At 73.9% G+C, this 25461-nt stretch carries 22 protein-coding genes and 4 pseudogenes; 13 read left to right on the top strand and 13 right to left on the bottom strand.

Annotated features, from left to right (window positions below):
• Positions 1-342, bottom strand: a pseudogene (locus tag BGP03_RS34755) (phosphoribosylamine--glycine ligase); the annotation flags it as partial.
• Between the two features lie 183 nt (positions 343-525).
• Between BGP03_RS34755 and BGP03_RS34750 the strand changes: the two are divergent.
• Both BGP03_RS34750 and BGP03_RS34745 read left to right on the top strand, forming a co-directional pair.
• Positions 526-1548, top strand: a pseudogene (locus BGP03_RS34750) (glycerophosphodiester phosphodiesterase); the annotation flags it as partial.
• Entirely contained in the window at positions 1545-1817 is a 273-nt protein-coding gene (locus BGP03_RS34745; RefSeq protein ID WP_296376678.1) for a hypothetical protein, read from the top strand. The pseudogene BGP03_RS34750 and the gene BGP03_RS34745, both read left to right, overlap by 4 nt.
• 75 nt (positions 1818-1892) lie before the next feature.
• Here BGP03_RS34745 and BGP03_RS36195 read toward each other — a convergent pair.
• Positions 1893-2078 (bottom strand): annotated as a pseudogene (locus BGP03_RS36195) (Lrp/AsnC ligand binding domain-containing protein); the annotation flags it as partial.
• A 120-nt stretch (positions 2079-2198) separates the two neighbouring features.
• A complete protein-coding gene (locus tag BGP03_RS34740) occupies positions 2199-2396 on the bottom strand; it encodes a hypothetical protein (RefSeq protein ID WP_298799198.1) in 198 nt (65 codons plus the stop codon).
• A gap of 155 nt (positions 2397-2551) precedes the next feature.
• Between BGP03_RS34740 and trpS the strand changes: the two genes are divergently transcribed.
• Positions 2552-3526, top strand: a complete 975-nt coding sequence (trpS, locus tag BGP03_RS34735) for a tryptophan--tRNA ligase (protein ID WP_296376673.1) — start codon at positions 2552-2554, stop codon at positions 3524-3526.
• Here trpS and BGP03_RS34730 read toward each other — a convergent pair.
• Positions 3523-3798, bottom strand: a complete 276-nt coding sequence (locus tag BGP03_RS34730) for a UBP-type zinc finger domain-containing protein (RefSeq protein WP_363095048.1) — start codon at positions 3796-3798, stop codon at positions 3523-3525. The genes trpS and BGP03_RS34730 overlap by 4 nt on opposite strands.
• Before the next feature lie 23 nt (positions 3799-3821).
• Here BGP03_RS34730 and BGP03_RS34725 point away from each other — a divergent pair, with 23 nt between their 5' ends.
• Positions 3822-5390 carry a Na+/H+ antiporter gene (locus BGP03_RS34725; protein WP_296376691.1) on the top strand — a complete coding sequence of 523 codons (1569 nt, stop codon included), beginning with the start codon at positions 3822-3824 and terminating at the stop codon, positions 5388-5390.
• 73 nt (positions 5391-5463) lie between these two features.
• Here the strand turns inward: BGP03_RS34725 and BGP03_RS34720 are convergent, their stop codons facing one another.
• The 6 genes from BGP03_RS34720 to BGP03_RS34695 form a co-directional block, all read right to left on the bottom strand.
• The gene (locus BGP03_RS34720; RefSeq protein WP_298799197.1) at positions 5464-6384 is read right to left on the bottom strand and encodes an alpha/beta hydrolase; all 921 of its coding nucleotides are present in this window, start codon (positions 6382-6384) and stop codon (positions 5464-5466) included.
• A 1-nt stretch (position 6385) separates the two neighbouring features.
• Complete coding sequence (locus tag BGP03_RS34715; protein ID WP_296376669.1) at positions 6386-6886, bottom strand: phage holin family protein; 501 nt, start codon at positions 6884-6886, stop codon at positions 6386-6388.
• A 69-nt stretch (positions 6887-6955) separates the two neighbouring features.
• A complete protein-coding gene (nhaA, locus tag BGP03_RS34710; RefSeq protein ID WP_298799196.1) occupies positions 6956-8191 on the bottom strand; it encodes a Na+/H+ antiporter NhaA in 1236 nt (411 codons plus the stop codon).
• A gap of 85 nt (positions 8192-8276) precedes the next feature.
• Positions 8277-8705, bottom strand: coding sequence for an alternative ribosome rescue aminoacyl-tRNA hydrolase ArfB (gene arfB / locus BGP03_RS34705; RefSeq protein WP_296376666.1), 429 nt, complete (start codon positions 8703-8705; stop codon positions 8277-8279).
• 28 nt (positions 8706-8733) lie between these two features.
• Positions 8734-10707: an acetate--CoA ligase gene (gene acs / locus BGP03_RS34700; RefSeq protein WP_296376664.1), complete on the bottom strand. Its 1974-nt coding sequence runs from the start codon at positions 10705-10707 to the stop codon at positions 8734-8736.
• Between the two features lie 141 nt (positions 10708-10848).
• Positions 10849-11493, bottom strand: coding sequence for an acetate uptake transporter (locus tag BGP03_RS34695; protein ID WP_298799195.1), 645 nt, complete (start codon positions 11491-11493; stop codon positions 10849-10851).
• A gap of 307 nt (positions 11494-11800) precedes the next feature.
• On the opposite strand from BGP03_RS34695, the gene BGP03_RS34690 reads away from it, so the two are divergent.
• Complete coding sequence (locus tag BGP03_RS34690; RefSeq protein WP_298799194.1) at positions 11801-12574, top strand: oxidoreductase; 774 nt, start codon at positions 11801-11803, stop codon at positions 12572-12574.
• A 346-nt stretch (positions 12575-12920) separates the two neighbouring features.
• Here the strand turns inward: BGP03_RS34690 and BGP03_RS34685 are convergent, their stop codons facing one another.
• Positions 12921-13742, bottom strand: a complete 822-nt coding sequence (locus BGP03_RS34685) for an HAD family hydrolase (RefSeq protein ID WP_296376658.1) — start codon at positions 13740-13742, stop codon at positions 12921-12923.
• A gap of 390 nt (positions 13743-14132) precedes the next feature.
• Between BGP03_RS34685 and ssd the strand changes: the two genes are divergently transcribed.
• The 7 genes and pseudogenes from ssd to BGP03_RS34650 all read left to right on the top strand — a co-directional run.
• Positions 14133-15257, top strand: a complete 1125-nt coding sequence (gene ssd, locus BGP03_RS34680; RefSeq protein WP_296376656.1) for a septum site-determining protein Ssd — start codon at positions 14133-14135, stop codon at positions 15255-15257.
• Positions 15254-16426, top strand: a complete 1173-nt coding sequence (locus BGP03_RS34675) for a TadA family conjugal transfer-associated ATPase (protein WP_296376653.1) — start codon at positions 15254-15256, stop codon at positions 16424-16426. The genes ssd and BGP03_RS34675 overlap by 4 nt, the downstream gene beginning before the upstream one ends.
• Positions 16423-17223 (top strand): secretion system protein, encoded by an 801-nt coding sequence (locus BGP03_RS34670; RefSeq protein WP_296376651.1) that lies wholly within the window; start codon positions 16423-16425, stop codon positions 17221-17223. The genes BGP03_RS34675 and BGP03_RS34670 overlap by 4 nt, the downstream gene beginning before the upstream one ends.
• Positions 17220-17945, top strand: a complete 726-nt coding sequence (locus BGP03_RS34665) for a type II secretion system F family protein (protein WP_296376649.1) — start codon at positions 17220-17222, stop codon at positions 17943-17945. Before BGP03_RS34670 ends, BGP03_RS34665 begins: the two co-directional genes overlap by 4 nt.
• A 32-nt stretch (positions 17946-17977) precedes the next feature.
• On the top strand, positions 17978-18166 hold the full coding sequence (locus BGP03_RS34660) for a DUF4244 domain-containing protein (protein WP_296376647.1): 189 nt from the start codon (positions 17978-17980) through the stop codon (positions 18164-18166).
• A complete protein-coding gene (locus BGP03_RS34655) occupies positions 18166-18579 on the top strand; it encodes a TadE family type IV pilus minor pilin (RefSeq protein ID WP_296376645.1) in 414 nt (137 codons plus the stop codon). Before BGP03_RS34660 ends, BGP03_RS34655 begins: the two co-directional genes overlap by 1 nt.
• A pseudogene (locus BGP03_RS34650) lies at positions 18576-18911 on the top strand (Rv3654c family TadE-like protein); the annotation flags it as partial. The gene BGP03_RS34655 and the pseudogene BGP03_RS34650, both read left to right, overlap by 4 nt.
• 519 nt (positions 18912-19430) lie before the next feature.
• Here BGP03_RS34650 and BGP03_RS34645 read toward each other — a convergent pair.
• Both BGP03_RS34645 and BGP03_RS34640 read right to left on the bottom strand, forming a co-directional pair.
• A complete protein-coding gene (locus tag BGP03_RS34645; protein WP_298799192.1) occupies positions 19431-21845 on the bottom strand; it encodes a DEAD/DEAH box helicase in 2415 nt (804 codons plus the stop codon).
• A 30-nt stretch (positions 21846-21875) separates the two neighbouring features.
• On the bottom strand, positions 21876-22550 hold the full coding sequence (locus tag BGP03_RS34640; protein WP_298799191.1) for a hypothetical protein: 675 nt from the start codon (positions 22548-22550) through the stop codon (positions 21876-21878).
• Positions 22551-23059: 509 nt separating this feature from the next.
• Between BGP03_RS34640 and BGP03_RS34635 the strand changes: the two genes are divergently transcribed.
• A complete protein-coding gene (locus BGP03_RS34635) occupies positions 23060-25423 on the top strand; it encodes a sodium-translocating pyrophosphatase (protein ID WP_296376689.1) in 2364 nt (787 codons plus the stop codon).
• Positions 25424-25461: the final 38 nt, after the last annotated feature.

The raw sequence follows: 25461 nt of genomic DNA, 5'->3' as shown, positions 1-25461 counted from the left end.
CCCCGCCGCAGCCATGACGTCCTTCGCGAACGTCTTGGAGCCCTCGATGCGGGCGGCCTCCGCGGTGGGGCCGAAGCACGCCACCCCGGCGGCGCGCACGGCGTCGGCCACGCCGGCCACCAGTGGCGCCTCGGCGCCGATCACGACGAGGTCGGCCTCCCAGTCCAGCGCCAGCGCGGCCACGGCAGCCGGGTCCCCGACGTCGAGACCGCGCTGCTCGGCCACCGCGACCGTCCCCGCGTTGCCTGGTGCGCACGCGAGTGCCGTCACCTGCGGGTCCTGCGCCAAAGCGAGGACGATGGAGTGCTCTCGGGCACCGGATCCCACTACCAGGACGCGCACGGCTCGAAAGCCTAGATCCCCCCTGATCACCTCCGACGCCCGCGTCGGCCGTTCACTCCATCGATGTGCGTCCGACGCCGCACGGCGATGTGGCCGCCGCGCCGTGCGGGCACACTCCTCGCCGTGGATCCCAGACCCCGACCCACTCGCGGTACCGGCACGGCCCTCGTTGAACGCACCCCCGTAGTGATCGGCCACCGCGGCGCGTCCGGTTACCGGCCCGAGCACACCCTGGCCTCGTACGAGCTGGCCGCGTGGATGGGCGCCGACTACGTCGAGCCCGACCTCGTGATCACCGCCGACGGCGCGCTCGTCACGCGGCACGAGCCCGAGATCGGCGGCACCACCGACGTCGCCTCGCGGCCCGAGTTCGCCGACCGGCGCACCACCAGGACCGTCGACGGCGAGGTGCACGACGGCTGGTTCGTGGAGGACTTCACCCTCGCCGAGCTGCGGACGTTGCGCGCCGTCGAGCGGCTCCCCCACGTCCGGCGCAACAACACGATCTACGACGGGCACTACGGCATCGCCACGTTCGAGGAGGTCCTGGCGTTGTGCGCACGGCTCTCGGCGCGTCTGGACCGCCGGATCGGGATCTACGCCGAGATCAAGAACCCCACCTACTTCGCCGCCGCCGGGCTGCCGCTGGAGCACGCTGTGGTGCGTGCGCTCCGCGACGCCGGCGTGGACTCCCCCGACGGCGCGGTGGTGGTCGAGTCGTTCGAGACGGCGTTCCTGCGCACCGTGCGCGAGGAGCTCAGCGTGCCGATCACCCAGCTCGTGGAGCAAGGCACCGTCCCGGCCGACCTCGTGGCCACGGGCGACCCCCGCACCACCGAGGACCTCGTGACGCCGGAGGGCCTCGCGGAGATCGCCGGCTACGCCGACGGGCTGGGCCCCGACAAGGACCTCGTGATCCCCCGCGACGCCGACGGCAAGCTGGGCACCCCCACCTCGCTCGTCGCCGACGCGCACGCGGCCGGGCTGCTGGTGCACCCGTACACGTTCCGCAACGAGAACCACTTCCTGCCGGCCGACCTGCGCCGCGGTGACGACCCCTCTGGCTACGGCGACGTCTTCGGTGAGTACGCGGCGTTCCTGGCCGCGGGCGTCGACGGGATGTTCACGGACAACCCGGACACCGCGGTGGCGGCGCGTGACCTGCGAGGACGACTCCTCAGGGAGTCGTGGATGATGGCCGGGTGACCGACATCGACGACCGCACCCGCCGCGTGCGCTCACACCAGTTCGCGGGTGCGGCCGCCCTCGTCCTCGCGGTCGGATCGGTGTTCGTGTTCCTGTGGGTCGCCCCGCTGAGCATGGCGCTGATCGGCGTCGGCAACCTGCTCGCCGCCCGCGGCGTGAAGGACACGGGGACCGTGCCGCTGCCGGCCAAGGTGCTGATGATCGTCGGCGTCCTGGGCTTCCTCGGCTTCGTGATCGCGCTCGTCGTCCGGGCCGCGGGCGCCAGCTGATCCGGCGCGGCGGGAGCCCCGACCGGTCGCCCCGCAGCGCGTTCCGGCCTGTTCGACCCGTAGCAACACCGGCACGACCTCGGCCTGGCGCACGGCGGGCAGCGCGCCGACCTTCGTCGTCACGAACCGGTAGAGCTCCTCGGTGTCGCGGTAGTTCACCACCGCCATCGGGCTCGCGGCGCCCGTGACGGTGGCCGCGGAGCCCGTCTCCGGGTGCAGCGACAACGCGTGCCCGGCGGTCTCCAGATCGCCCGGGGCCACGGTCGACCACACGTACGCTCCGGAGTGGAACCCGAACAGCAGGGCCGAGAGATCGATCTCGACGTGGATCGCGCCGCCGCCGAACAGCCCGTCGAGCCGCGCGGACACCCGCGACCGGGGTCAACCGGTGGCCCCGGCCGGCAGGACGACGCCGGCACGCCCGTCGCAGGCCGGCTCCGCGGGCACCGGGGCGTCCTCGTCGAGGATCCGGGTCGGTCCCTCCCGGTCGACGGGCGCGGTCTCGTCGAGCAACCGCCCGATCTGCTCCGCGGTGAGAGGTGCCCGAGGCGGCTGCGCGCTGATAGCCTCCCCGGTCATGCGGACCGCAGCCCGGCTCGGCTGGTGGCGCCCCTGACGGGCGGCACCACCTCTCCGCGTACCCACCTCCCCCTCGCGGCCGCCCCCACCAGGGCGGCCGCGTGGCGTTTCCGGCTCCTCCCCGGGTGGGCGGTCCCTCGCTCCAGGAGCTGACCATGCCTCGCCGACTCACCGGTTTCACCCCGTCGGGCCACCTGCACCTCGGCAACCACATCGGCGCCGTGCGGCCGATCGTGGCCGAGCAGTCCGCCGACACGGTGGTGTTCGTCTCCGACCTGCATGCCCTGACCCTCGACCACGACCCCGCCGAGGTCCGCGCCCGCACGCTCGAGTTCGTGACGCTGCTGCTGGCCTCGGGCGCCGATCCCGACGCCTGCCTCGTCTTCGTCCAGTCGCACGTGCCCCAGCACACCGAGCTGCACTACCTGCTCGAGTGCACCACGGGCTACGGCGAGGCGAGCCGGATGATCCAGTTCAAGGAGAAGTCCCGCCGCCAGGAACACGTCCGGCTCTCACTGCTGACCTACCCGGTCCTGATGGCCGCCGACATCCTGCTCCACGACACCGAGGAGGTGCCCGTCGGCGCGGACCAGAGCCAGCACGTCGAGCTCGCCCGCGACGTCGCGATCCGGTTCAACGGCCGCTACGGGCCCACGTTCACGGTGCCGAGGGCGGTGAATCCGCCGGTGGCCGCACGGATCATGGACCTGGCCGACCCGACGTCGAAGATGAGCAAGTCGGCGTCGACGACCGGCGTCCTGCGGATGCTCGACGAGCCGGAGGTGCTGCGGCGCACCGTGATGCGCGCCGTCACCGACGCCGACGGCGAGGTCGCCTTCGACCCCGCCCGCAAGCCGGGTGTCTCGAATCTGCTGACCGTCCTCGCGGCGTGCACCGGCGACGAGCCGGCGCGGCTGGCCGGGCGGTTCGACCGGTACGGGGAGCTGAAGACCGCGGTGGCCGACGCCGTCGTGGCCACCCTCGACCCGATCAGGGAGCGGTACCGGGAGCTGGAGAAGGACCCGGGGTACGTCCGCACGGTGCTGCGCGACGGCGCCCGGCGGGCGCGCGAGCGGGCCGGGGCGAGGGTCGACGCGGCCCGGGAGGCGATCGGGCTGCTCCCCGGCTAGACGATGCGGTGGTCCACGAAGCACCAGCGCCACTGCTCGCCCGGCTCGTAGGAGCGCATGACCGGGTGCGCGGTGGCGTCGTGGTGCGCGGTGGCGTGCCGGTGCGGACTGGAGTCGCAGCAGGCCACGTGCCCGCACGTGAGGCACATGCGCAGGTGGGCCCAGACGTTCTCGCCCAGCTCCGCGCAGTCCTGGCACTCGTCGTCGGCGCCGGGGCGGGGCTCGCCCCAGGACGGGGACTCGAATTCAATGGTGTGATCGCAGCTCATCATGAGACATCCTGCTCCTCGTGAGCATGAACATCGAGCTGACCCTCCTCCTGCTGGTCGTCGGGGCGCTGGCGGTCACCTGGATCTGCCGGCGGCTCGACGTCTCCGCCCCGCTCGTCCTGGTGGTCGTCGGCATCGCCGCGTCGTTCCTGCCGGGCGTCGAGGCCGTGGAGTTCGACCCCGAGATCGTCCTTCTCGTCGTTCTGACGCCACTGCTGTACTCGGCGGCGCTCGAGTCGTCCTACATGGGGATCCGCGCCAACGTCCGGCCGATCGGCCTGCTCGCGATCGGGCTGCCGGTGTTCAGCGCCGTGGCTGTCGGGCTGGTGGCGTGGTGGGTGGTGCCGGGGCTGTCGCTGCCCGCCGCGCTGGTGCTCGGCGCCGTCGTCGCCCCGCCGGACGCGGTGTCGGCGCTGTCCATCGGGCGCCGGCTGGGCCTGCCGCGGCGCATGATGACGATCCTGGGCGGCGAGAGCCTCGTCAACGACGCCACGGCCCTGACGCTGTTCCGGGTGTTCGTCGCCGTGGCCGCGGGCACCGGGATGACGCCGCTGTCGGGGATCGGGATGTTCCTGCTCGCGGCGGTGGGGGGCACCGTGATCGGGCTCGCGATCGGCTGGGTGGTGCACGCGGTCCGGCGCCGGCTCGACGACCCCAACATCGAGAGCGCGCTGGGGCTCGTCGTGCCGTTCGGGGTGTACCTGGTGGCCGAGGAGGCGCACACGTCCGGCGTGCTGGCGGTGGTCGTCGCGGGCCTCTACCTGGGTCACCACGCGCCCGAGAGCGGCTACGCCACCCGGCTGCAGGAGCAGGCGGTGTGGCGGGCCAGCGACACGATCCTGGAGTCGGTGGTGTTCGCGCTGATCGGCCTGCAGCTCACGGCCGTGCTCGCCCAGGCGGGCCCGATCGGGCCGCTGCTGGTCACCGGCGTGATCGTGACGGTGGCGGCCGTGGTCGCACGCATCCTGTGGGTCTTCCCGGCCACCTACGTGCCGCGCGTGCTGTCTGCCCGGGTGCGCCGCAGCAGTCCACGCCCGCCCTGGCAGGTGCCGGCGGTGATCTCGTGGTCCGGGATGCGCGGTGTGGTCACGCTCGCCGCGGCGTTCGCGATCCCGGCCGAGGTGCCCGGCCGCGAGACGATCGTGTTCCTGGCCTTCTTCGTGACGGTGGCCACCCTGCTGCTGCACGGCCTGACCCTGCCCACGGTGATCCGCAGGCTCGGCGTGCGCGAGACGGGCTTCCAGGCCGACGTCCTCGCCGAGGCCCAGACCCAGTACGACGCCGTGCAGGCCGCGATCGGGCGCCTGGACGAGCTGACCGAGGGCACCGAGAGCACCCCGCACATGGTGCAGAAGCTGCGCTACCTGGCCCAGCAGAGCGCCAACTCGGTGTGGGAGCAGCTGGGCCGCCCCGACTCAGAGGCAGGCGAGCCCCCGAGCGTCGCCTACCGGCGGTTGCGCCGGGAGATGCTCAACGAGGAACGCTCGACGTTCGTGGAACGCCGCGACTCCGGCGCCATCGACGACGAGGTGCTCCGCCGCGTCCTGCGCCGCCTGGACTTCGAGGAGGCCATGCTGAGCCGCGACGAGGCCTGACGCCCCACCCGCGAGTCGGCACTTCTCCGCGCGCGAGTCGGCACCTTCCCGCGCGCGAGTCGGCGCTTTCCAGTCAGGCGGTGGGCCCCGCGGACCCGGACTTCAGGAACGCCGCCAGCAACTGGTCGACGACGAGCGGGTTCTCCTGGTGCGGGAAGTGGCCGACGCCGGGAAGCACCTCGAGCCGGTGGTCCGGCCCCGCCCACCGCCGCGACGCCTCGGCGGTGCGGACGAGCAGGCACGGGTCGTCGGCGCCGTGGATCTGCAGCACCGACACCTCCGGCGGGCGCGCGACGGCGGCCGCGAACCGGCGTCCCTCGATCCGCACCTGCGACCGGAACGCCCAGCGGTAGTACTCCATCGCGCCGTACGCGACCCCGGGCAGCTGGATCGCCCGCCGGTTGTGCTCGACGGCCGCCGCGAAGTCGTCCGAGTCGATCCAGCCCGGTCCGGCCCAGTCGCGCATGATCGTCTCGATCCGCGCCCCGTCGTGGGCCCGCAGGGAACGCTCGGGCCAGCGGGGCAGCTGGAACCCCACCGCGTAGGACGAGGCGACGAGCTGTCCGCGGGGATCGTGCAGCAGCGCCGACCGGACGGCCAGCGGGTGCGGCGCCGCGAGCACCGCAAGTGACCGCACGAGCCGCGGGTGCAGCGCCGTGAGCGTCCAGCCGATCAGTCCGCCCCAGTCGTGCCCGACGACGTGCGCGCGCGGCTCACCGAGCGCGCGGATCAGCCCGGCGACGTCCCCGGCGAGGGTCCACAGGTCGTAGCCGCGCGGTGGCTTGTCTGACTCACCGTAGCCGCGCAGGTCCACCGCCACGGTCCGGTAGCCGTGGTCGGCGAGGGCGGTGAGCTGGTGGCGCCACGACCACCAGAACTCGGGGAACCCGTGCAGCAGCACCACGAGCGGCCCCTCACCGCACTCGGCGACGTGCAGCCGGATGCCGTTGGCCGAGATCTCGCGGTGGGCCCAGGGCCCCGGCGGCCGCACCACGTCAGTTGAGGCTGTGGCCGTTCAGGTCGGGTGAGGTGGCCCCACGGCCGCGCTGCGACAGCACCTGCGCGGAGTCCTTGAGGCTGGAGATGGTGCGCTCGGGCTTGCGGATCTTGCGCACCCGCAGGTAGCCGAGGAACCCGAACAGGCCCGCCACCAGGAGCATCAGGGCGAACGTGATGCCGAACGCCGCCGATCGTGGCAGCCAGATGGCGATCACCTCGGCGATCGTGAAGAACAGGTAGAACAGGCTGAACAGCGCGATCACGAGCGCGACGATGAAGAAGATGCTGCCCTGCAGCCCCTTCTTGACCTCGGCGGTGACCTCGGCGCGGGCGAGCTCGACCTCCGCGCGCACGAGCGTGGAGACGTGCGCGGTGGCCTCCTTGACGAGGCCTCCGATGGACTGCTCGCCCACGGGGGTGACCGGCTCCTTGGAGAGCGGGATCGAGGGCAGCACCGGAGGGACCTCCGCGCCGCCTGCGCTGGTCGGGGTGGCCACAGTGGTCCTCCTTCTCGCTGCTCAGGTGATCGCTACGCATCCTTCCACGGCCGTCCAGCGGACGCCCGGTCAGGCGGCGGCGCGCCCGGGTTCTCCACCGGACGTGTGGTCGTCGGCCAGCGCCGCGTGCACCCGGCCCCGCCGCACGAGCATCGCCGCCCCGAGCAGTGACGCCACCGCCGACGCGATGAGCACCGCCGCCTTCGCGGCGTCCAGGACCGAACCGGTCAGCGACAGCTCCGCGATGAGCAGGCTCACGGTGAACCCGACGCCGCCGAGCATCGACACGGCCGCCATGTCCCGCCAGCCCAACCCCCTGGGCCGGCAGGCGGGCGTCAGCCGGATCGCGAGCCAGGACGCCCCGAGGATGCCCACGACCTTGCCCACCAGCAGCCCGACGATCACCGCCAGGGGCACCGGGTTGCCGACCACCTCCCGCAGCGCCGACGGCCCCACCGGCACGCCCGCGGCGAACAGCGCGAACACCGGCACGCACACCCCGGCCGACCAGGGCTGCAGCCGGTGCTCCAGGCGCAGCGCGGGGGCGAACCGCTCGTCGTCGTCCGGGCGGACGCGGGTGAGCAGACCGAGCAGCACCCCGGCGACGGTGGCGTGGATGCCCGCGTCGTGCACGGCGATCCAGACCGCGACGCCCAGGGGCACGTAGATCCACCAGGCCCGGACGCGCCGGCGCTGCAGCCACCAGTACAGGAGCGCGCCCGCCGCGGCGACGCCGAGCGCGAGCAGGTTCAGCCCACTGCTGAAGACGATGGCGATGACGGCGATCGCCCCCAGGTCGTCGGCCACCGCCAGCCCGAGCAGGAACACCCGCGCGGTGACGGGCAACGCCGAGCCGGCCAGGGCGAGGACGCCGAGGGCGAACGCGATGTCGGTGGCCACGGGGATGGCCCAGGCCTGCTCCATGCCGGGCGCACCGCCCCCGACCAGCAGCGCGAGCCCCGCCGGCACGATCATCCCGCCGAGCGCGGCCGCCACCGGGAGCAGCGCCTGGCGCGCGGAGGACAGCTCCCCGGTGACGAGCTCGCGCTTGAGCTCCAGCCCCACCACGAGGAAGAAGACCGCCAGCACCCCGTCGGTGGCCCACTGCGCGAGCGTCAGGTCCAGGTGCAGCGCCGCCGGGCCCACCACGGTCTCGCGCATGATCCGGTAGGCGTCGGCGAAGGGCGAGTTGGCCCACAGCACCGCGATCGCGGCCGCCACGAGCAGGACGACGCCACCGACGGTCTCGGTACGGAGGTAGCGGGCGAACTCACCCGAGGTGGCGATGAGGTGACGTGCGATCACGGGCGGCTCCGGGCGGAGGTGGGTACGGCGATGACATTGCCGACCAGACTTCCCGGCGCACCTTCACACGACCCTAACGGACATCTCACTCGTCCGGGCGGCCGCGCAGCTTCTTGATCGCCCCGCGGCGGGTCTTGGCGTCCACCCGTCGGCGCCTCGCGTTCTTGGACGGCTTGGTGGGGCGGCGCTTCGGCGGCTCGGGGGCCGTGGCCCCGCGCAACGTCTCGGCGAGGCGCTCGCGCACGGCGTCGCGGTTGCGGAGCTGGCTGCGGAACTCCTGCCCGGTGATCGTCAGGACGCCGTCGACGAGGCGGGGGGCGAGCCTGGCCAGCGCGCGTTCGCGCAGGTCCTCGGGCACCGACGGCGAGCGGAGCAGGTCGAACGACAGCTCCACCCGCGAGTCGGTGGTGTTCACACCCTGGCCACCGGGCCCCGACGCGCGCGAGAACCGCCAGTGCAGCTCGCTCGCGGGCAGCACCAGCGGTCCCCGTACGTGAAGATCGCCCTCGGCCATGCGTAGAGCATGCCCGAGGGAGCGGTGATCAGTCCTCCGACTTGCTGCTGTCCCTGACCCCCGAGGAGATCAGGTCCATCACCGTGGAGTCGGCCAGCGTCGAGACGTCACCGACCTCACGGTTCTCCGCGATGTCCTTCAGGAGCCGGCGCATGATCTTGCCGGAGCGGGTCTTCGGCAGCTCCTCGACGACCAGGATCTTCTTCGGCTTGGCGATCGGCCCGATCTCCTTGGACACGTGGTCGCGCAGCGCCGTGATGGCCGCCTCGCCGCCGTCCTTGGCGGCACTTCCGCGCAGGATGACGAACGCGACGATGCCCTGACCCGTCGTCTCGTCCGCGGCCCCGACGACCGCGGCCTCGGCCACCGTCGGGTGGCTGACCAGCGCCGACTCCACCTCGGTGGTGGAGATGCGGTGCCCGGAGACGTTCATGACGTCGTCGACGCGGCCGAGCAGCCAGATCGCACCGTCGTCGTCGTACTTCGCACCGTCGCCCGCGAAGTAGTAGCCCTGGTCGGCAAAACGCGACCAGTAGGTCTCGCGGTAGCGCTCCTCGTCGCCCCAGATGCCGCGCAGCATCGACGGCCACGGCTTGTCGAGCACCAGGTAGCCACCTCCACCGGGGCCGACCGGCGTGGCCTCCTCCGTGACGATCTCGGCACTGATGCCGGGGATCGTGCGCATCGCCGAGCCCGGCTTGCTGGCCGTGACGCCCGGCAGCGGCGCGATCATGATCGCGCCGGTCTCGGTCTGCCACCAGGTGTCGACGATCGGGCAGTTGTTGTGCCCGATGTTCTCCCGGTACCACATCCAGGCCTCGGGGTTGATCGGCTCACCGACGCTGCCGAGCACCTTGAGGGAGGAGAGGTCGTACCTCTCCGGGATCTCCTTGCCCCACTTCATGAAGGTGCGGATCAGCGTGGGCGCCGTGTAGTAGATGGTGACGCCGTACTTCTGGATGATCTCCCAGTGCCGACCCTCGTGCGGGGTGTTGGGCGTGCCCTCGTACATCACCGACGTGGCGCCGTTGGCCAGCGGCCCGTAGACGATGTAGCTGTGGCCGGTGACCCAGCCGATGTCGGCGGTGCACCAGTAGACGCTCTCGCCCGGCTTGTGGTCGAACACCACGTTGTGGGTGTACGCCGTCTGCGTGAGGTAGCCGCCGGAGGTGTGCAGGATGCCCTTCGGCTTCCCCGTGGTGCCCGAGGTGTAGAGGATGAACAGCGGGTGTTCGGCGTCGAACGCCTCGGGGGTGTGCTCGGCCGACTGCTTGCCGACCACGTCGTGCCACCAGACGTCGCGGCCCTCGGTCCAGGGCACCTCGGTCTCGGTGCGCTTGACCACGAGTACGTGCTCGATCGACGGGGTCTCCTTGACCGCCTCGTCGGTGTTCTCCTTCATCGCGGCCGGCTTGCCGCGACGGAACTGCCCGTCGGAGGTGATGAGCAGCTTGCACTCGGCGTCCTCGATGCGGGCCTTGAGCGCGCCCGGCGAGAACCCGCCGAACACCACGCTGTGCATGGCGCCGAGACGGGCGCAGGCCAGCATGGAGATGACGGCCTCGGGGATCATCGGGAGCTGGATGGCCACCCGGTCGCCCTTGCCCACACCGAGCTCGGTGAGCGCGTTGGCCGCCCGGCTGACCTCGTCCTTGAGGTCGGAGTAGGTGATGGTGCGGGTGTCGCCCGGCTCGCCCTCCCAGTGGAAGGCCACGCGGTCGCCGTTGCCGGCCTCGACGTGCCGGTCGACGCAGTTGTAGGCGACGTTGAGCGTGCCGCCGACGAACCACTTCGCGAACGGGGGCTGCCAGTCGAGGACGGTGTCCCACTTCGTCGCCCAGCTCAGCCGATCGGCCTGCTCGGCCCAGAAGGCCTCGCGATCGGCGTCGGCCCGGTCGTACCACTCGGCGGTGGCGTTGGCCTGCCCCGCGAACTCCTCACTCGGTGGGAAGCTCCGGCTCTCGGTGGACAGGTTGCTCAGCGTCGCTCCGGACTCTGCCATCTCTTCGTGCCCTCCTGGTGCTGCACTGCACACCGGACGGCCTCGACCGGTGGCTTTCGTCGTGGTCGAACGCTAGTGGCCGACGACCCCGAGCGCACCGTCAGTACGGGCAGGGTCGTCGGCCCGGACGGGCGAACCGTGCTAGCTCAGCGGCATGACGGGGAGCACGGAGCGCTTCCACGTCGCGTTGACCACGCCCGCCGCGGAGGCGTACCAGGCCAGGAAGGCCGTGACGAGTCCGAGGTACCCGCCGATCTGACCCGCGCCGGCGGAGCCGCCCAGGGTGCCGAACACGAGCAGGATGAGCGTCGCGAGCAGCACCACGAACACGGCGGCGATCGCGCCGGTCGTCCGCAGCGAGGCGACGGTCATGTACGCGGTGAAGATCGTCCACGCGAGCAGGAAGAGCCCCGTGGCCGTACCGGCACCGGCCGCGGGCAGTCCCGGCGCAATGAACTTCACGTAGGCCGCGAAGGACAGCCAGAAGGCACCGTAGGAGGTGAACGCCACGGCCCCGAACGTGTTGGCCTTCTTGAATTCCCACATGCCGGCGAGCAGCTGGGCCGTCCCGCCGTAGAACAGCGCGAGCGGCAGCACGACCGCTTCCAGCGTCTTCGGCACGATACCCGCGTTGAACGCGCTCAACACGAACGTGGTGGTGGCGAAGGCGGCGAGCCCGAGGGGTCCCGGGTCAGCGACGTGGTCCGCGGGACTGACCGCCCGCTGCTCCAACGGCTCCTCGACGAAGTGGGCACCATGTTGACGATCCTCGACCGAGCTGGACATGCGCTTTACCCTCCACAGCCACGCTGACCTGGTGCGACACGGTGCCGACCGGACCGTCCGAGCGGGTGGGAGGGCCTCGACGGCATCCGTCCCGGCCGCTCTGCCGGTACGTGACTCGGCGAGCAAGCTAGGAGCTGTTCCACTCGAATTGCGATTCGCGTCACCCACACGAGCGATGGGTTCGTGACCAGTGTCACCCGCATTGCTCGCTTATCCACCATGCCCGACATTCGTCGACAAATAGTGGAAAACGACATTTCGCCGAACCGCCCGCGGATGCCCGGTGCCGGGCTGAGACGATGGTCGGATGGCGCTGAGGTCCGTCTCCGATCCGCTCGCCCCGCTGGTCGGACTGCCCGGGGTGGCCGACGCGGTCGCCCGCGCCCGCGACGCGCTCGTCGCCGTCCACAACCACGCCGTCAACCGGCGGGGCTGGGCGGCCACGGCCGCCGAGGCGAGCCTGCGGGCGGCCAGGGCGTCGGCGGCGCTGGACGGGGCCCCGATCGAACCGGCCCGGACCGGGCCGGACGACGACGAGACAACCGTGACCGACCCGGTGCTCGCCGGCGCGGTGCGGGTCGCCGAGGAGTCGGGCCGCATGCTCGGGGTCTGGCGCACCTCGCCCCTGCAGGCCCTCGCCCGGCTGCATGTCGTCGCCGCGTCGGATCTCGTGCCCGGCGAGCGCCGGGACGCCGAGCTGGGCCGCCCCGCGAACAGCGCGGGCGTGTCGGCCCGGCTGTCGCTGCTCGCCGACCTGGTGACGGGCGCGACGACGGTGCCGGCACCGGTGCTGGTGGCGGTGGTGCACGGCGAGCTGCTGGCCCTCGCCCCGTTCCCGTCCGCCAACGGCGTGGTGGCCCGGGCCGCCGCCCGGCTGACCGCCGTCGCCGTCGGCCTGGACCCCAAGGGCCTCGCGGTGCCCGAGGTCGGGCACCTGCGTCGGGCCCAGGAGTACCGCACCGCGGCCGCGGGCTTCGCCGCGGGCACCACCGACGGACTCGCCACCTGGATCGTGCACTGCTGCGCGCAGTGGGAGGCCGGGGCCACCGAAGGCCTGTCGATCGCGGAGGCCCGCACGTGAAAGACGGGCGGCGCCCCCGTGAGGGAGCACCGCCCGCCGACGCGACGACCGGGATCCAGCGTGCACTACGTGTCGTGGTCGGTGGCCTCGGCGCCCGGCATCCCGGTACGCAGGCCCCACGACGACATGCCTCCCGCGGCGTGCTGTGCGTGGAGTGCCCGTCCTTCGCGTACGAAGCCCTGACCGGGGAGGACGGGTGCTTCTCTGCCGCACCGCCCCTGGCCGTCCAGGAGTTCGTGGGTCCGTTTGTAGTCGGTGACCGGGGCCACATCAAGGGCCGACGGCGGTGCACCGGTTCAGGCACGCAGCGTGTCGATCACCGCCTGGGCGGTCACGCACAGGTCGACTACGGCCGCGTGAGCAGGCGATGGCCGAACCAGCCCGCGCCCACCAGGGCCGCGGCCGCGCCCCCGGCGACGGCCATCGTTGCGCCGGACGGTCGGAACCGGGACCGCAGCGCCACCGGATCGGCGAAGGTCAGGATCGGCCAGCCGCGGCCGACCGCCTCGCGGCGCAGGGCCCGGTCCGGGTTGACGGCCGTCGGGTGCCCGACCGCCTCCAGCAGCGGCAGGTCGGTGATCGAGTCGGAGTAGGCGCGGCAGTCCGCGAGCCGGTAGCCGCGCTCGGCGGCGATCTCCCGGGCCGCGGCCGCCTTCTCATCGCCGTAGCAGTAGTACTCGATCACCCCGGTGTAGCGGCCGTCCGCCACGCCCATCCGCGTCGCCAGGCACCGGTCCGCCCCCACGAGCGCGGCGATCGGTTCCACCACCTCGAGCCCCGACGCGGACAGCACGACGATCTCGTCGCCCTCGGCCCGGTGCTCCGCGATCAGCGCGGTGGCCTCCGCGTAGACGAGCGGCTCGACGATCTCGTGCAGGGTCTCGGCGACGATCGCCCGGATCTGCGCCACCTCCCAGCCGGTGCACAGCGCCGTGATGCGGCGGCGCAGCAGGTCCATCGTGTCGGCGTCGGCGCCCGAGAGAACCAGCAGCAGCTGCGCGTAGACGCTGCGCAGCGCGGCCCGTCTGCTGATCAGCCCACGTCGCCGGAACGGCCGGCTGAACGCCAGCGCGCTCGACCCCGCGATGATCGTCTTGTCGAGGTCGAAGAACGCCGCGGCCGACGACAGCGGCGGCGGCGGAACGGACTCACCGGGGGCACTGGGCACGTCGCGCGAGCTTGCCAGAGCACCGCCTCCCCCGGACGGCCGACCGGCACGCCAGAGATGCTCCGTCCAGGGGCGCGCATTGCGGCTCGTGACCGGCTACAGTTGACGTGTTCGGACAGTGTCCGGACGTGGTTCAGCTCGACCCCCCGGAGCTGAACCGACGACGACCCCCGCCAATCCCCCCTGGCGGGGGTCGTCCTATGTCCGGGGTACCCCCGGAGTCCATTCTTCCCCAGCGCACCGACAGAACCGGTGGACAGCGGGCCGGCGGCGTCGAGTTGTCCCCATCGCACCCCGGCCATCCACAGTTTCGCGATCGCTCCACCACGCCTCCCCGCACCGCCGCACGCTGGTCGGTGTCGCTCCACCCGGAGCGCGGAGGAGGCGGATGTGCACCCCGACGACAGCCACGCGAGCGGGCCCCCGGTGCGCGGGCTCGTGATGATGTCCGATCCCGATCTGCTCGACGCCGTGCTGCGCCTCGCCGCAGCGGCCGGCTGCGAGCTGCACCGGGTCCTCGACGCCGCGCAGGCCCGTCCGCACTGGACGGCCGGCCCGCTGGTGCTGCTCGACGCGCCCGCGGCGCAGCACTGCGCCACGGCCGGGCTCCCCCGCCGGGGCGCGGTGGTGGTGGCCGCGCGGGGTGCCCCCCCGCCCGACATCTGGCGCCACGCGGTGGCCGTCGGTGCCGAACACGTCGTGTCACTCCCCGACGCCGAGTCGTGGCTGGTCGCCGCGCTCACCGAGGCCTCCGAAGGGCACCACCGCGGTGGTGGTGGGGTGGTCGCCGTCGTCGGCGGTCGGGGCGGTGCGGGCGCGTCGGTGTTCGCCGCGGCCGTGGCCGTCACGGCGGTGCGGGAGGGCCACCGGGCGCTGCTCGTCGACTGCGATCCGCTCGGTGGCGGTCTGGATCTCGTGCTCGGAGCGGAGGATCTCGGCGGGCTGCGCTGGCCCGACATCGGGGTCGGCGGCGGCCGGGTCCCGGCCACCGCCCTGCATGCCGCGCTCCCGGCCCCCGACGTCGGGCGGGGCCGGGGTGAGCTGGGCGTGCTGTCCTGCGACCGCTCGGCCCACGGCCCCACGCCGGCCGCGGTCACCTCCGTGCTCGACGCCGGTCGCCGCGGCGGCGACACCGTCGTGTGCGACCTGCCCCGCTACCCCACCGACGCGGCGGTCGCCGCGCTCACCGCGGCCGACCTCACACTGCTGGTCGTCCCGGCCGACGTCCGGTCCTCAGCGGCGGCCGCCCGCGTCGCGGCGGTGCTCGCCGAACACGGCGGCGCCGTGCGGCTGGTGGTGCGCGGGCCGTCCCCGGGCGGCGTGGAGGCGCAGGAGATCGCCCGGGCCCTCGGCCTGCCGCTGCTGGTCGCGATGCGTCCCGAGCCGGGCATCGAGCGGGCCCTCGAGCGCGGCTCGGCGCCCGGCCGGCCCCGTGGCCCGCTCACCGGCGCCGCCAGGGCCGTGCTCGCCGAGCTGCGCACCGTCACCGGTGCCCGGGTGGGGAGTGCGCCGTGAGCATCCTCGACGCCCGGCCCGCCCTGGTCGACCGCGTGCGGTCCCGGCTGGCCGCGTCCGGCGCCGGCACCAGCCCGGCGGCGGTCGCCGCGGCCGTCCGGGCCGAGGCCGGCGGCGTCGCCAGCGACCTCGACGTCCTGGCCGCGCTGCGCAGCCTGCGCCAGGAGTTCGTCGGCGCCGGCCCGCTCGACGAGCTCCTGCGCGATCCCCGCACCACCGATGTGCTCGTCTGCGGCCCCGACGCCGTCTGGGTCGACCGCGGCACCGGCCTGGAACGCAGCACCGTGCGCTTCCCCGACGAGGCCGCGGTGCGCCGCCTCGCCCAGCGCCTCGCGCTCGCCGCCGGGCGCCGGCTCGACGACGCGAGCCCGTACGTCGACGGGTGGCTCTCCGACGTCGGCGTGCGGCTGCACGCCGTGCTCCCGCCGGTGGCGGCCGACGGCACCTGCCTGTCGTTGCGCGTCCTGCGGCCCGCCGCCCACGACCTCGCGACGCTGCGCACGCTGGGCACGGTCGACACCGAGGGCGAGGCCGTCCTGCGCGCGGTGCTGGCCGCGCGGCTCGCGTTCCTCGTCTCGGGCGGCACGGGCACCGGGAAGACCACGATCCTCGGGGCGCTGCTGAGCGCCGTCGATCCGACGGAACGGATCGTCTGCGTGGAGGACGCGGAAGAGCTGCGGCCCCGCCACCCCCACGTGGTCCGGCTCGTGTCGCGGCCCGCCAACATCGAGGGCGCGGGCGGTGTCGTCCTGCGCGACCTCGTCCGGCAGGCCCTGCGGATGCGACCCGACCGGCTCGTCGTCGGGGAGGTCCGCGGCGCCGAGGTCTGCGATCTCCTCGCCGCGCTCAACACCGGCCACGACGGTGGCGCCGGCACCGTCCACGCCAACTCGGCACGGGAGGTGCCGGCCCGGATGGAGGCCCTCGCCGCGTCCGGCGGTCTGCCTCGCGCCGCCCTGCACAGCCAGCTGGCGGCGGCGGTCCAGGTGGTGCTGCACATGCGGCGGCTCCGCACGGGTGCGCGGGTGCTCGACGTCGTCGGGTCGTTGCGTCTCGAGGGAGAGACCGTCGTCGTGCGCCCGGTGTGGGCCCGCGGAACGGGCTGGAGCTCCGAGCGCGACGGGTTCGGCGCCCTGCTCGCCGAGCGGGAGGTGCGGGCACCGTGGTGACGTCGCCGGTCCTCGCCCTGCTGGCCGCGGCCCTGCTGTGCGCGCCCGGCCCGTGCTCCCGCGCCCGGCTCGCCGGTCTGCACCCGGCCGCCGCCACCACCCGCAGGCTGTCACCGGGCACCGCGGCTCCCGTCGTCCTGGCCGGGCTGGTGGGGCTGCTCGTCGCCGGCCCGGCGGGCGCGGGAGCGGCCGCGCTGCTGGCCGTGGTGGTCCGGGGCAGGCGCCGCCGCACCCGGGCGGCGCGGGACGCTGCCGCCGCGGCCGAGCAGCTCGCCGACGCCCTGCGCCGCATCACCGACGAGCTGCGTGCCGGTAGCCACCCGACGGCCGCGCTCTCGGGCGTGGACGCCGACGGACCGCTCGCGCGGGCGATCCTCGCGCCGGCCGCCGCGGCCGCCCAGCTCGGCGACGACGTGCCGGCCGCGCTGCGCCGGGCCGCCATCGCGCGGCCGGACGTGGCCGCCGACGTCGAGCGGGTGGCCGGGGCCTGGGCCCTGGCCGAACGCCACGGCGTCCCATTGGCCGATCTGCTCGCCGGCGCCCAGGAGGACATCCGCTGGCGCTTCCGCTTCGGCAACACCGTCCGCGCGCAGCTGGCCGGGCCCCGGGCCACTGCCACGGTGCTCACCGCGCTCCCGGTCGTCGGGATCGGGCTGGGCCAGATGCTCGGCGCCGATCCGGTCGCGGTGCTGCGAGGTGGGGTGCTGGGCCAGGTCCTGCTGGTGGTCGGGGTCGCGCTGGCGGCCGCGGGCAGTACGTGGACCGACCACATCCTGCGCTCGGCGGTGCCCCGATGAGCGCGACGGCCGCCGCCACGGCACTGCTCGCCGCCGCGCTGGTCGTCACCGGTCCCCCGGCCGGGCGCCTGCGCCTGCGGTCGCTCTCCGTGCCCCCGCCGGTCGCGCGGGCGCCCGCCCCGGTGCTGCGGCCCGCCTGGGTCGCCGTCGGCGCCGCGGGCCTGGGCACGCTGGCGTTCGCCGTGTCGGGTGCGGTGGCCGGCGCCGTCGTCGCGGCGGTGGCCGGCGCGGCGGGCGTCGTGGTGATGCGGCGCTCGGCCGCGGGCTCGGCCGGTCCGGCTGATGCCGCCGAGCTGGCCGGACGGTGGGAGCTGCTGGCGGTCTGCCTCGAGGCGGGCCTGCCGGTGGCGTCCGCCCTGTCGGCCACGGCCGCACCGCTGACCGGTGCCACCGGCACCCTGCTCCGCCGGGTCACCGGGCTGCTGGAGCTGGGCGCCGATCCCGGTGACGCGTGGCGGGTCGCGGCCGACACCCCCACCCTCGCCACGTTCGCACGGGCCGCAGGGCGCTCGGCCGGCACCGGCTCCGCGCTCGCCCAGGTCGCCAGGGTCGAGGGCGCCCGCATCCGGGCCGAGCTGATCGACACCGCGCAGGAGCGGGCCCAGCGCGCCGCGGTCCTCATCACCGGGCCGCTGGGCCTGTGCTTCCTGCCCGCATTCCTGGTCCTCGGTATCGCCCCGGTCGTCGTCGGCCTGGCGGGCGAGGCCCTCGCACGGTGGTGACCACCGCCGTGCTCCCACGAAGGAGGAGTCCGATGTCCCCGACCGCCCCGCCCTGTTTCCTCTGGCCCACGGAGGACGACGGCATGTCCACAGTGGAGTACGCGATAGGCACCATCGCAGCGGCCGCGTTCGCCGCGGTGCTCTACGCCGTCGTCAGTGGCGACTCCGTCGTCACCGCGCTCACCGATCTCGTGCAGCGCGCCCTGACGGCCACCTTCTGATGACGGCCGGGAGGGCGCCGGGGGCAGAGCGCCCTCCCGGCGCCGGTGCCGACGTCCGGGACCGCGGGGCCGTCACCGTCGAGGCCGCGCTCGCACTCGGCACCCTCGTCGTCTTCCTCGCGCTCGCGCTGGGGGCGCTGGCCGCGGTCACCGACTCCCTCCGGTGCGTCGACGCCGCTCGTGAGCTGGCCCGGTTCGCGGCCCGGGGCGAACCGGAACGCGGCCGGGCCGTGGCCGCCCGGCTCGCCCCGGCCGATGCCCGGTTCGACCTCACCCACGACGGTGACACCGTCTCGGTCGAGGTATCCGCTGTGCTCCTGTCGCCGTTGCCACTCCGGATCGGCGGCCGTGCGGTGGCCGCCGTCGAACCGGGCGCGGAGCCGGGCCCGGAACCGGGCGGGGACCTGCCATGAATCCGCCACGGGACCGGGACGACGGCCTGGCCACGGTCTGGGCGACGGGCGCCGTGGCGGTGCTCGTGGCGGTGCTGGTCGTCGGCCTGCACATCGGGTCCGCGGTGCTCGCCCGCCACCGCGCTGAGGCGGCCGCCGATCTGGCGGCACTCGCCGCCGCCCAGGTCGCGGTGCGGGGCGAGGGTCCGGCGTGCGAACGGGCCGCCGCCGTCGCCGCCGGCATGGGCACCCGCACGGTGCTGTGCCGGCTCTCCGGATGGGATGCGCTCGTCGAGGTCGCGGCCCCCGTCGCGCTCGCGCTGCCCGGCTTCGACGCCGCGTCCGGACGGGCCCGGGCCGGTCCGGTCGTCGAGTCCTCATCCGCGGCATCGCCGCGCGCGACCACAGCGGGACCATCCGGCTCACCGTGGATCATGCCGGTCGTCCACCGGCCGTCCGACGGACCAGGACGGCCGCCCGGCGCCGACAGCACCCGGAACGGCAGCGGTCGCGCCTTCTCCGCATTCGCGGGAGTGCCTGCGACGAGCGGTCGGCGCGTCCCGACCGGCGGGCCGATCCGTCGGTCGGGAGCTCCTGCAGCCCGACAACCTGTCCGTCCGGCGACTCGGCGCAGCCAGAATGCGCTCGTCGTGGCAGCCGCACCGATCGGCGACAGCACCTGGATCCGTCGGCCGGGCCGGGGCTTACTGTTCCTGCTCCCCGCCGGCCAGGGTCGGCGGGGAGCTACGAACTCGCTCCCCAGACTGCGGTGGGGCCGGCGCGTCCCCCCGACGCCCACCCCGCAACCGGTTCCACCGCACTACGGCCGCCACCGGCCCGCCCGCCCCCCGACTGGGCCGGCCGGTGGCGGCCTACCCCACCAGCCGCATCCGGTGGGTGGCGGGCTCGGCCAGCGCGGCCAGCGCCACGCCGAGCACGAGCAGCGCACCCGCCTTGTCCAGCGGCGCGTTCCCGTTGCCGCACTTGGGCGACTGCACGCACGAGGGGCAGCCGGAGCGGCACTCGCATCCGGCGATCGCGTCACGGGTGGCCGCCAGCCAGGCCTCGAGCACGGCGTGCCCGCGCTCCGCGAAGCCCGCGCCGCCCGGGTGCCCGTCGTGCACGAACACGGTGGGGCGTCCGGTGTGCGGGTGCAGGGCGGTCGACATGCCGCCGATGTCCCAGCGGTCGCAGATCGCGAAGAGCGGAAGCAGCCCGATCGCCGCGTGCTCGGCCGCGTGCAGGGCGCCGGGCGCGAGGTCGTGGTCCACACCCGCGGCCTCGAGCGCGCGCTGGTCCACGTCGTACCAGACGCCGCGGGTGCGCAGCGTCTGCTCGGGCAGATCCAGCGGCACCGTCTCCAGCACGGTGCCGTCGGGGGCGCGCCGCTGGTAGGCCACCACCTGCGAGGTCACGGTCACCTCGCCGAACGACACCGACACCGGTCCGTGGTCACGCTGGGCGAGCACCCGGGCCACCTCCACGTCGGCGGTGCTGCGGGCGTCGGTGCGCCAGTCGGGGTCGGCGGCGCGCACCAGCGCCACCCCGGCGTCGAGATCGAGCTCGTCCACCAGGTAGCTCTCGCCCCGGTGCAGGTACACCGCGCCCGGGTGGGCGGTGGCCGGGGCCGAGGTGCCGTCCACCGTGCCGAGCATCCGCCCGGTCGCCCCCTCCACCACGGCCACCTGGCGGAGGCCGGAGCCGCGGATGTCCACCGACGCCGCGGGCCGATCGCTCGTCGACGGCCAGAACCACCCGGCCGGCCTGCGCCGCAGTACCCCGTCGGCCACGAGCTCGTCGAGCACGTCGCGGGCCGGCTGGCCGCCGAAGCGCCCGTCCACGTCGAGCTCGGTGAGCGGGAGCTCGGCGGCCGCACACACCAGCTGCGGCGCCAGCACGTAGGGGTTGGCGGGATCGAGCACGCATCCCTCCACCGGCGCGCCGAGCAGCGCACCGGGATGGTGCACGAGATAGGTGTCCATCGGGTCGTCGCGGGCCACCAGCACCACCAGCGCTTCGTCGGCGGCCCGGCCCGCCCGCCCGGCCTGCTGCCAGAACGACGCCCGCGTGCCGGGGAACCCGGCCACCACCACGGCGTCGAGGCCGGCGATGTCCACGCCGAGCTCGAGCGCGTTCGTGGTGGCCACGCCCAGCAGCCGCCCGTCCACCAGCGCCGCCTCCAGGGCCCGGCGCTCCTCGGGGAGGTAGCCGCCGCGGTAGGCCGCCACGCGCTGCGTCAGGTCCGGGTCCACGTCGGCCAGCACGCGCCGGGCGCCGAGCGCCGTCACCTCGGCCCCACGCCGCGAGCGCACGAAGGCCAGCGTGCGGGCCCCCTCCAGCACGAGGTCGGCGAGCATCCGCGCCGCCTCGGCCCCGGCGGCCCGGCGCACCGGGGCGCCGTTCTCGCCGGTCAGCTCGGGCAGCAACGGGGGCTCCCACAGGGCCACGGTCCGGCCGGCGCTGGGCGAACCGTCGACGGTCACGGCGGTCACCTCCCGCCCGGTCAGCCGCCCGGCGAACGGTCCGGGATCGGCCACCGTGGCCGAGGCGAGCACCACCGTGGGATGCGCCCCGTAACGCTCACAGATCCGCAGGAGCCGGCGCAGCAGCAGCGCCACGTGGGAGCCGAACACCCCGCGGTAGGTGTGACACTCGTCGATCACCACGAACTCGAGCCTGCGCAGGAACCCCGCCCAGCGCGCATGCCACGGCAGCAGCGAGCGGTGGAGCATGTCTGGGTTGCTGAACAGCAGCCGCCCGTGGCGGCGGGCCCAGTCGCGGTCGTCCATCGGCGTGTCGCCGTCGAGCGGGGCCGGCCGCACGTCCGGCAGCCCCAACGACGTGATGGCCCGCAGCTGGTCGGCGGCCAGCGCCTTGGTCGGCGAGAGGTAGAGCGCGGTGGCGCGTGGATCGGCGGTGAACGCCGCCAGCACGGGCAGCTGGTAGGCCAGCGACTTGCCCGACGCCGTGCCGGTGGCCACCACCACGTCCACTCCGGAGTGGGCCAGCTCCGCGGCCTGGGCCTGGTGGCTCCACGGCGAGCTCACCCCGTCGCGGACGAACGCCTCCCGCACCTGGTCCGGCACCCACCCGGGCCACTGCGCGGGCACCCCCGCGCGGGCGGGGAGCCGCACCGCGTGGCGCAACGGGCCGTCGGCGTCGAGCCCGGAGGCGCTGTCGGGCGACGACTCCCCCGCGACCGACACGGACCAGTCGGGGCCGGGCTCGGCCCCGCAGCCGGCGAGCACCCGGCGCAGCAGCCGTTCGCCCCGTCCGTCGTCGCCCACACCCCCGAGGTTGGCACACCGCCCGGCGGCTCAGGCCAGGGGCGCCACGGCGGCGGCGGCGATGCGGTCCAGCTCCCGGCGCGCGGCCTCCCGGCCACCGGATCGGGGCACCCCGGTCAGCAACGCCACCACGAACCGCTGGTCGGAGCCCACCGCGCCGGCGCTGTGCATGGAGGAGATCCCCGAGAAGCAGCACATCCAGCCCTGCTTGGCCACCGCGCCCGGCCCTCCCCCGCCGTCGACGCCCGGGAACAGCAGCCCGAAGGCCTGGTCGAACCCGTCACCCGCCCGGGGCGGGGCGGCCTCCATGTCGGCCACCAGCAGGTCGCGGTCGGCGGCGGGCATCTCGTCCAGCACGTGCTCCCAGATCCGCGCGGTGCCGGCGGCGGAGACCGTCATCGCGCCCCACTGCGACGGGTCACGCGGGTTGCTCGTGCCGGTCAGGCCCAGCCGGCTGCTCACCCGCCCGGCCGCTCCCGCGCCGTCGAAGCGGCTCCACAGGGCGTTCATGGCGCTGTCGTCGCCGCGGCCCAGCGCACGCCGGAAGAGATCGAGATCCGCGTCGGTGACGGCGAGGCCCTCGAGGCGCCTGCGGTCCAGCACGTCCACGGCCACCACCACCTTCGACAGCGACGCCGTGAAGAACGACTCGCCGCCCCGGCCGCCCACCACCTTCTCCCCGGCGACGCGGTCGAGCACGGCCACGGCGAGCTGGGTGGAGTCGCCGGCGGCCTTCTCGCGGCCGCGACGGCCGCCGGGGCGAGTCCGGCGCGGAGCGCGGGAGCGGTGCTGGGAGCCGGCGTCGAGGCCCGAGCGGGTCGGGGAGTGGGCATCGACGTGATGGGGGCCGCGGCCCGGACCACCTCGTCGCCGCTGCTCCGAGCGGCGCGGAGGCCGATTGTCAGCGCCGGCACGACACCGACGACCGCCACCGTGCGGCGCGAGCGCGGGCGGTGCGGGGCGGCCGTCACCCCCCGTATGACGACCGGGGGCCGGGAAAGTTCAGGACGATCACCGATCCGCCTGATCTGCAACGAGATCGTTACGCAAGTGACAAACACCACCTCCCCGTATGGGAGGTCTCCGTCACACTCCTACACTGCACACGCCCGGCACCGCGCTCACCTGCGGCGACGGGCTTGTCGAGACGCCAGGGCTGCCGTCCGAGTGCCCCTGGCCCAAGTGAACGACTTGATCCAGGAGGACGGATGTCCCTGTCCACCACCACACTCGCCCAGGGCGCGGAGAACTCTCTGCAGCTCAGCGGGAGCGACTACACGATCGTCATCGTGGTCGCGGTGGTCGCCCTTGTCGCATTGGCCATCGGGTTCATCCTGCGCAGGGAGGTACTCGCGGCCGACCCGGGGACCTCCAAGATGCAGGAGATCGGCCGAGCGGTCCAGGAAGGCGCCACGGCCTACCTCAACCGGCAGTTCAGAACCCTCGGTGTGTTCGTCATCATCGTGTTCCTCCTGTTGTTCGCGCTCCCCGCGTCGACCATCGGTGAGCGCATCGGACGTTCCATCTTCTTCCTCATCGGGGCCCTCTTCTCCGCCACCATCGGCAGCCTGGGCATGCGCCTGGCCACCGCCGCCAACATCCGCGTCGCCTCGGCGTCGCGCGACGACGGCGGCCGCGAGAAGGCCACCCGCATCGCCTTCCGCACCGGCGGCGTGGTCGGCATGTTCACCGTCGGCCTGGGCCTGCTCGGCGCCGCGGTGGTCGTGCTCGTCTACGCAGGCGGCGCTCCCCGCGTGCTCGAGGGCTTCGGCTTCGGTGCCGCCCTGCTCGCGATGTTCATGCGTGTCGGCGGCGGCATCTTCACCAAGGCCGCGGACGTCGGCGCCGACCTCGTCGGCAAGGTCGAGCAGGGCATCCCCGAGGACGATCCCCGCAACGCCGCCACCATCGCCGACAACGTCGGCGACAACGTGGGTGACTGCGCCGGCATGGCCGCGGACCTCTTCGAGTCCTACGCCGTCACGCTCGTGGCCGCGCTGATCCTCGGCAGTGCCGCGTTCGGTCTGCACGGGCTGCTGTTCCCGCTGATCGTGCCGGCCATCGGGGTGATCACCGCGGTGATCGGCGTCTACATCACCCGCACCCGCCCGAACGAGGGCAGCCTCAAGACGATCAACCGCAGCTTCTACATCTCCGCGGTCATCTCGGCGGTGCTCTGCGCCATCGCGGCTTTCGTCTACCTGCCGAACACGTTCGCCGGATTCACCACCCCGGAGGGCAAGAACGGCCCGACCGACGGATCGGTCGTCGCGGCCATGGGCTCCAGCGACCCGCGCCTCATCGCCACCATCGCGGTGATCATCGGCATCGTGCTGGCCGCGGCCATCCTGCGGCTCACCGGCTACTACACCGGCACCGAGGACAAGCCCGTCCAGGACGTCGGCAGGTCCTCGCTCACCGGTGCGGCCACCGTCATCCTCTCGGGCATCTCGATCGGTTTCGAGTCGGCCGTCTACACCGCGCTCGTCATCAGCGCGGCCGTGTTCGGCGCGTTCGCGCTGGCCACCGGCTCCATCACGATGTCGCTGTTCGCGGTGGCGCTGGCCGGTACCGGCCTGCTCACCACGGTCGGCGTCATCGTCGCGATGGACACCTTCGGTCCCGTCGCCGACAACGCCCAGGGCATCGCCGAGATGTCGGGCGACGTCGAGGGCGCCGGCGTCGGCATCCTCACCGAGCTCGACGCGGTCGGGAACACCACGAAGGCCATCACCAAGGGCATCGCGATCGCCACGGCGGTGCTCGCGGCCACCGCGCTGTTCGGGTCTTACCGCGACGCCATCACCACGGCGCTGACGGATGCCGGTCAGGCGGTCGACCCGACCAAGCTGCTGTCGAGCCAGTTCGGCACGGGCTTCGCCAACGAGGTCTTCTCCCCCAACACCCTGGTCGGCGTGATCATCGGTGCGTCCGTGGTGTTCATGTTCTCGGGCCTGGCCATCAACGCGGTCACCCGCGCGGCCGGGGCCATCGTCTTCGAGGTGCGCCGCCAGTTCCGCGAGCACCCCGGGATCATGGACTACTCGGAGAAGCCCGAGTACGGCCGCGTCGTCGACATCTGCACCCGCGACTCGCTCCGTGAGCTGGCCACCCCCGGCCTGCTCGCGGTCTTCGCCCCGATCGCCGTCGGCTTCGGCCTCGGGCTGGGCCCGCTCGCCGGCTACCTGGCGGGCGCCATCGCCACCGGCACCCTGATGGCCATCTTCCTGGCCAACTCCGGTGGCGCCTGGGACAACGCGAAGAAGCTGGTCGAGGACGGCAACCACGGTGGCAAGGGATCGCCCGCCCACGAGGCGACGATCATCGGTGACACCGTCGGCGACCCGTTCAAGGACACCGCTGGCCCGTCGATCAACCCGCTGATCAAGGTGATGAACCTGGTCTCGGTGCTGATCGCGCCGGCCATCGTCGTGTTCTCGGTCGGCCCCTCGGCGAACACGCCGGTCCGGCTCGTGATCGCGCTCATCGCCGTCGCGATCATCGTCGCGGCAGTCGTCGTGTCGAAGCGTCGGTCCACCTCCATCACCGACACCCCGGCGGAGACGACGGTCGCCTGACCGCCCCGATCCGCTCGACGGAGGCCGTTCACCCGCGC

Source organism: Pseudonocardia sp. 73-21 (genome assembly GCF_001899645.1).
Taxonomy (GTDB): Bacteria; Actinomycetota; Actinomycetes; order Mycobacteriales; family Pseudonocardiaceae; genus Pseudonocardia.
This window is presented reverse-complemented; position numbering and strand designations above follow the sequence as displayed.

Coding starts and splice junctions, on each gene's coding strand:
- BGP03_RS34740 (WP_298799198.1), bottom strand. CDS start 2,396: ATGACCGGGGAGGCTATCAGCGCGCAGCCGCCTCGGGCACCTCTCACC.
- trpS (WP_296376673.1), top strand. CDS start 2,552: ATGCCTCGCCGACTCACCGGTTTCACCCCGTCGGGCCACCTGCACCTC.
- BGP03_RS34730 (WP_363095048.1), bottom strand. CDS start 3,798: ATGATGAGCTGCGATCACACCATTGAATTCGAGTCCCCGTCCTGGGGC.
- BGP03_RS34725 (WP_296376691.1), top strand. CDS start 3,822: ATGAACATCGAGCTGACCCTCCTCCTGCTGGTCGTCGGGGCGCTGGCG.
- arfB (WP_296376666.1), bottom strand. CDS start 8,705: ATGGCCGAGGGCGATCTTCACGTACGGGGACCGCTGGTGCTGCCCGCG.
- acs (WP_296376664.1), bottom strand. CDS start 10,707: ATGGCAGAGTCCGGAGCGACGCTGAGCAACCTGTCCACCGAGAGCCGG.
- BGP03_RS34695 (WP_298799195.1), bottom strand. CDS start 11,493: ATGTCCAGCTCGGTCGAGGATCGTCAACATGGTGCCCACTTCGTCGAG.
- BGP03_RS34690 (WP_298799194.1), top strand. CDS start 11,801: ATGGCGCTGAGGTCCGTCTCCGATCCGCTCGCCCCGCTGGTCGGACTG.
- BGP03_RS34665 (WP_296376649.1), top strand. CDS start 17,220: ATGAGCGCGACGGCCGCCGCCACGGCACTGCTCGCCGCCGCGCTGGTC.
- BGP03_RS34660 (WP_296376647.1), top strand. CDS start 17,978: ATGTCCCCGACCGCCCCGCCCTGTTTCCTCTGGCCCACGGAGGACGAC.
- BGP03_RS34655 (WP_296376645.1), top strand. CDS start 18,166: ATGACGGCCGGGAGGGCGCCGGGGGCAGAGCGCCCTCCCGGCGCCGGT.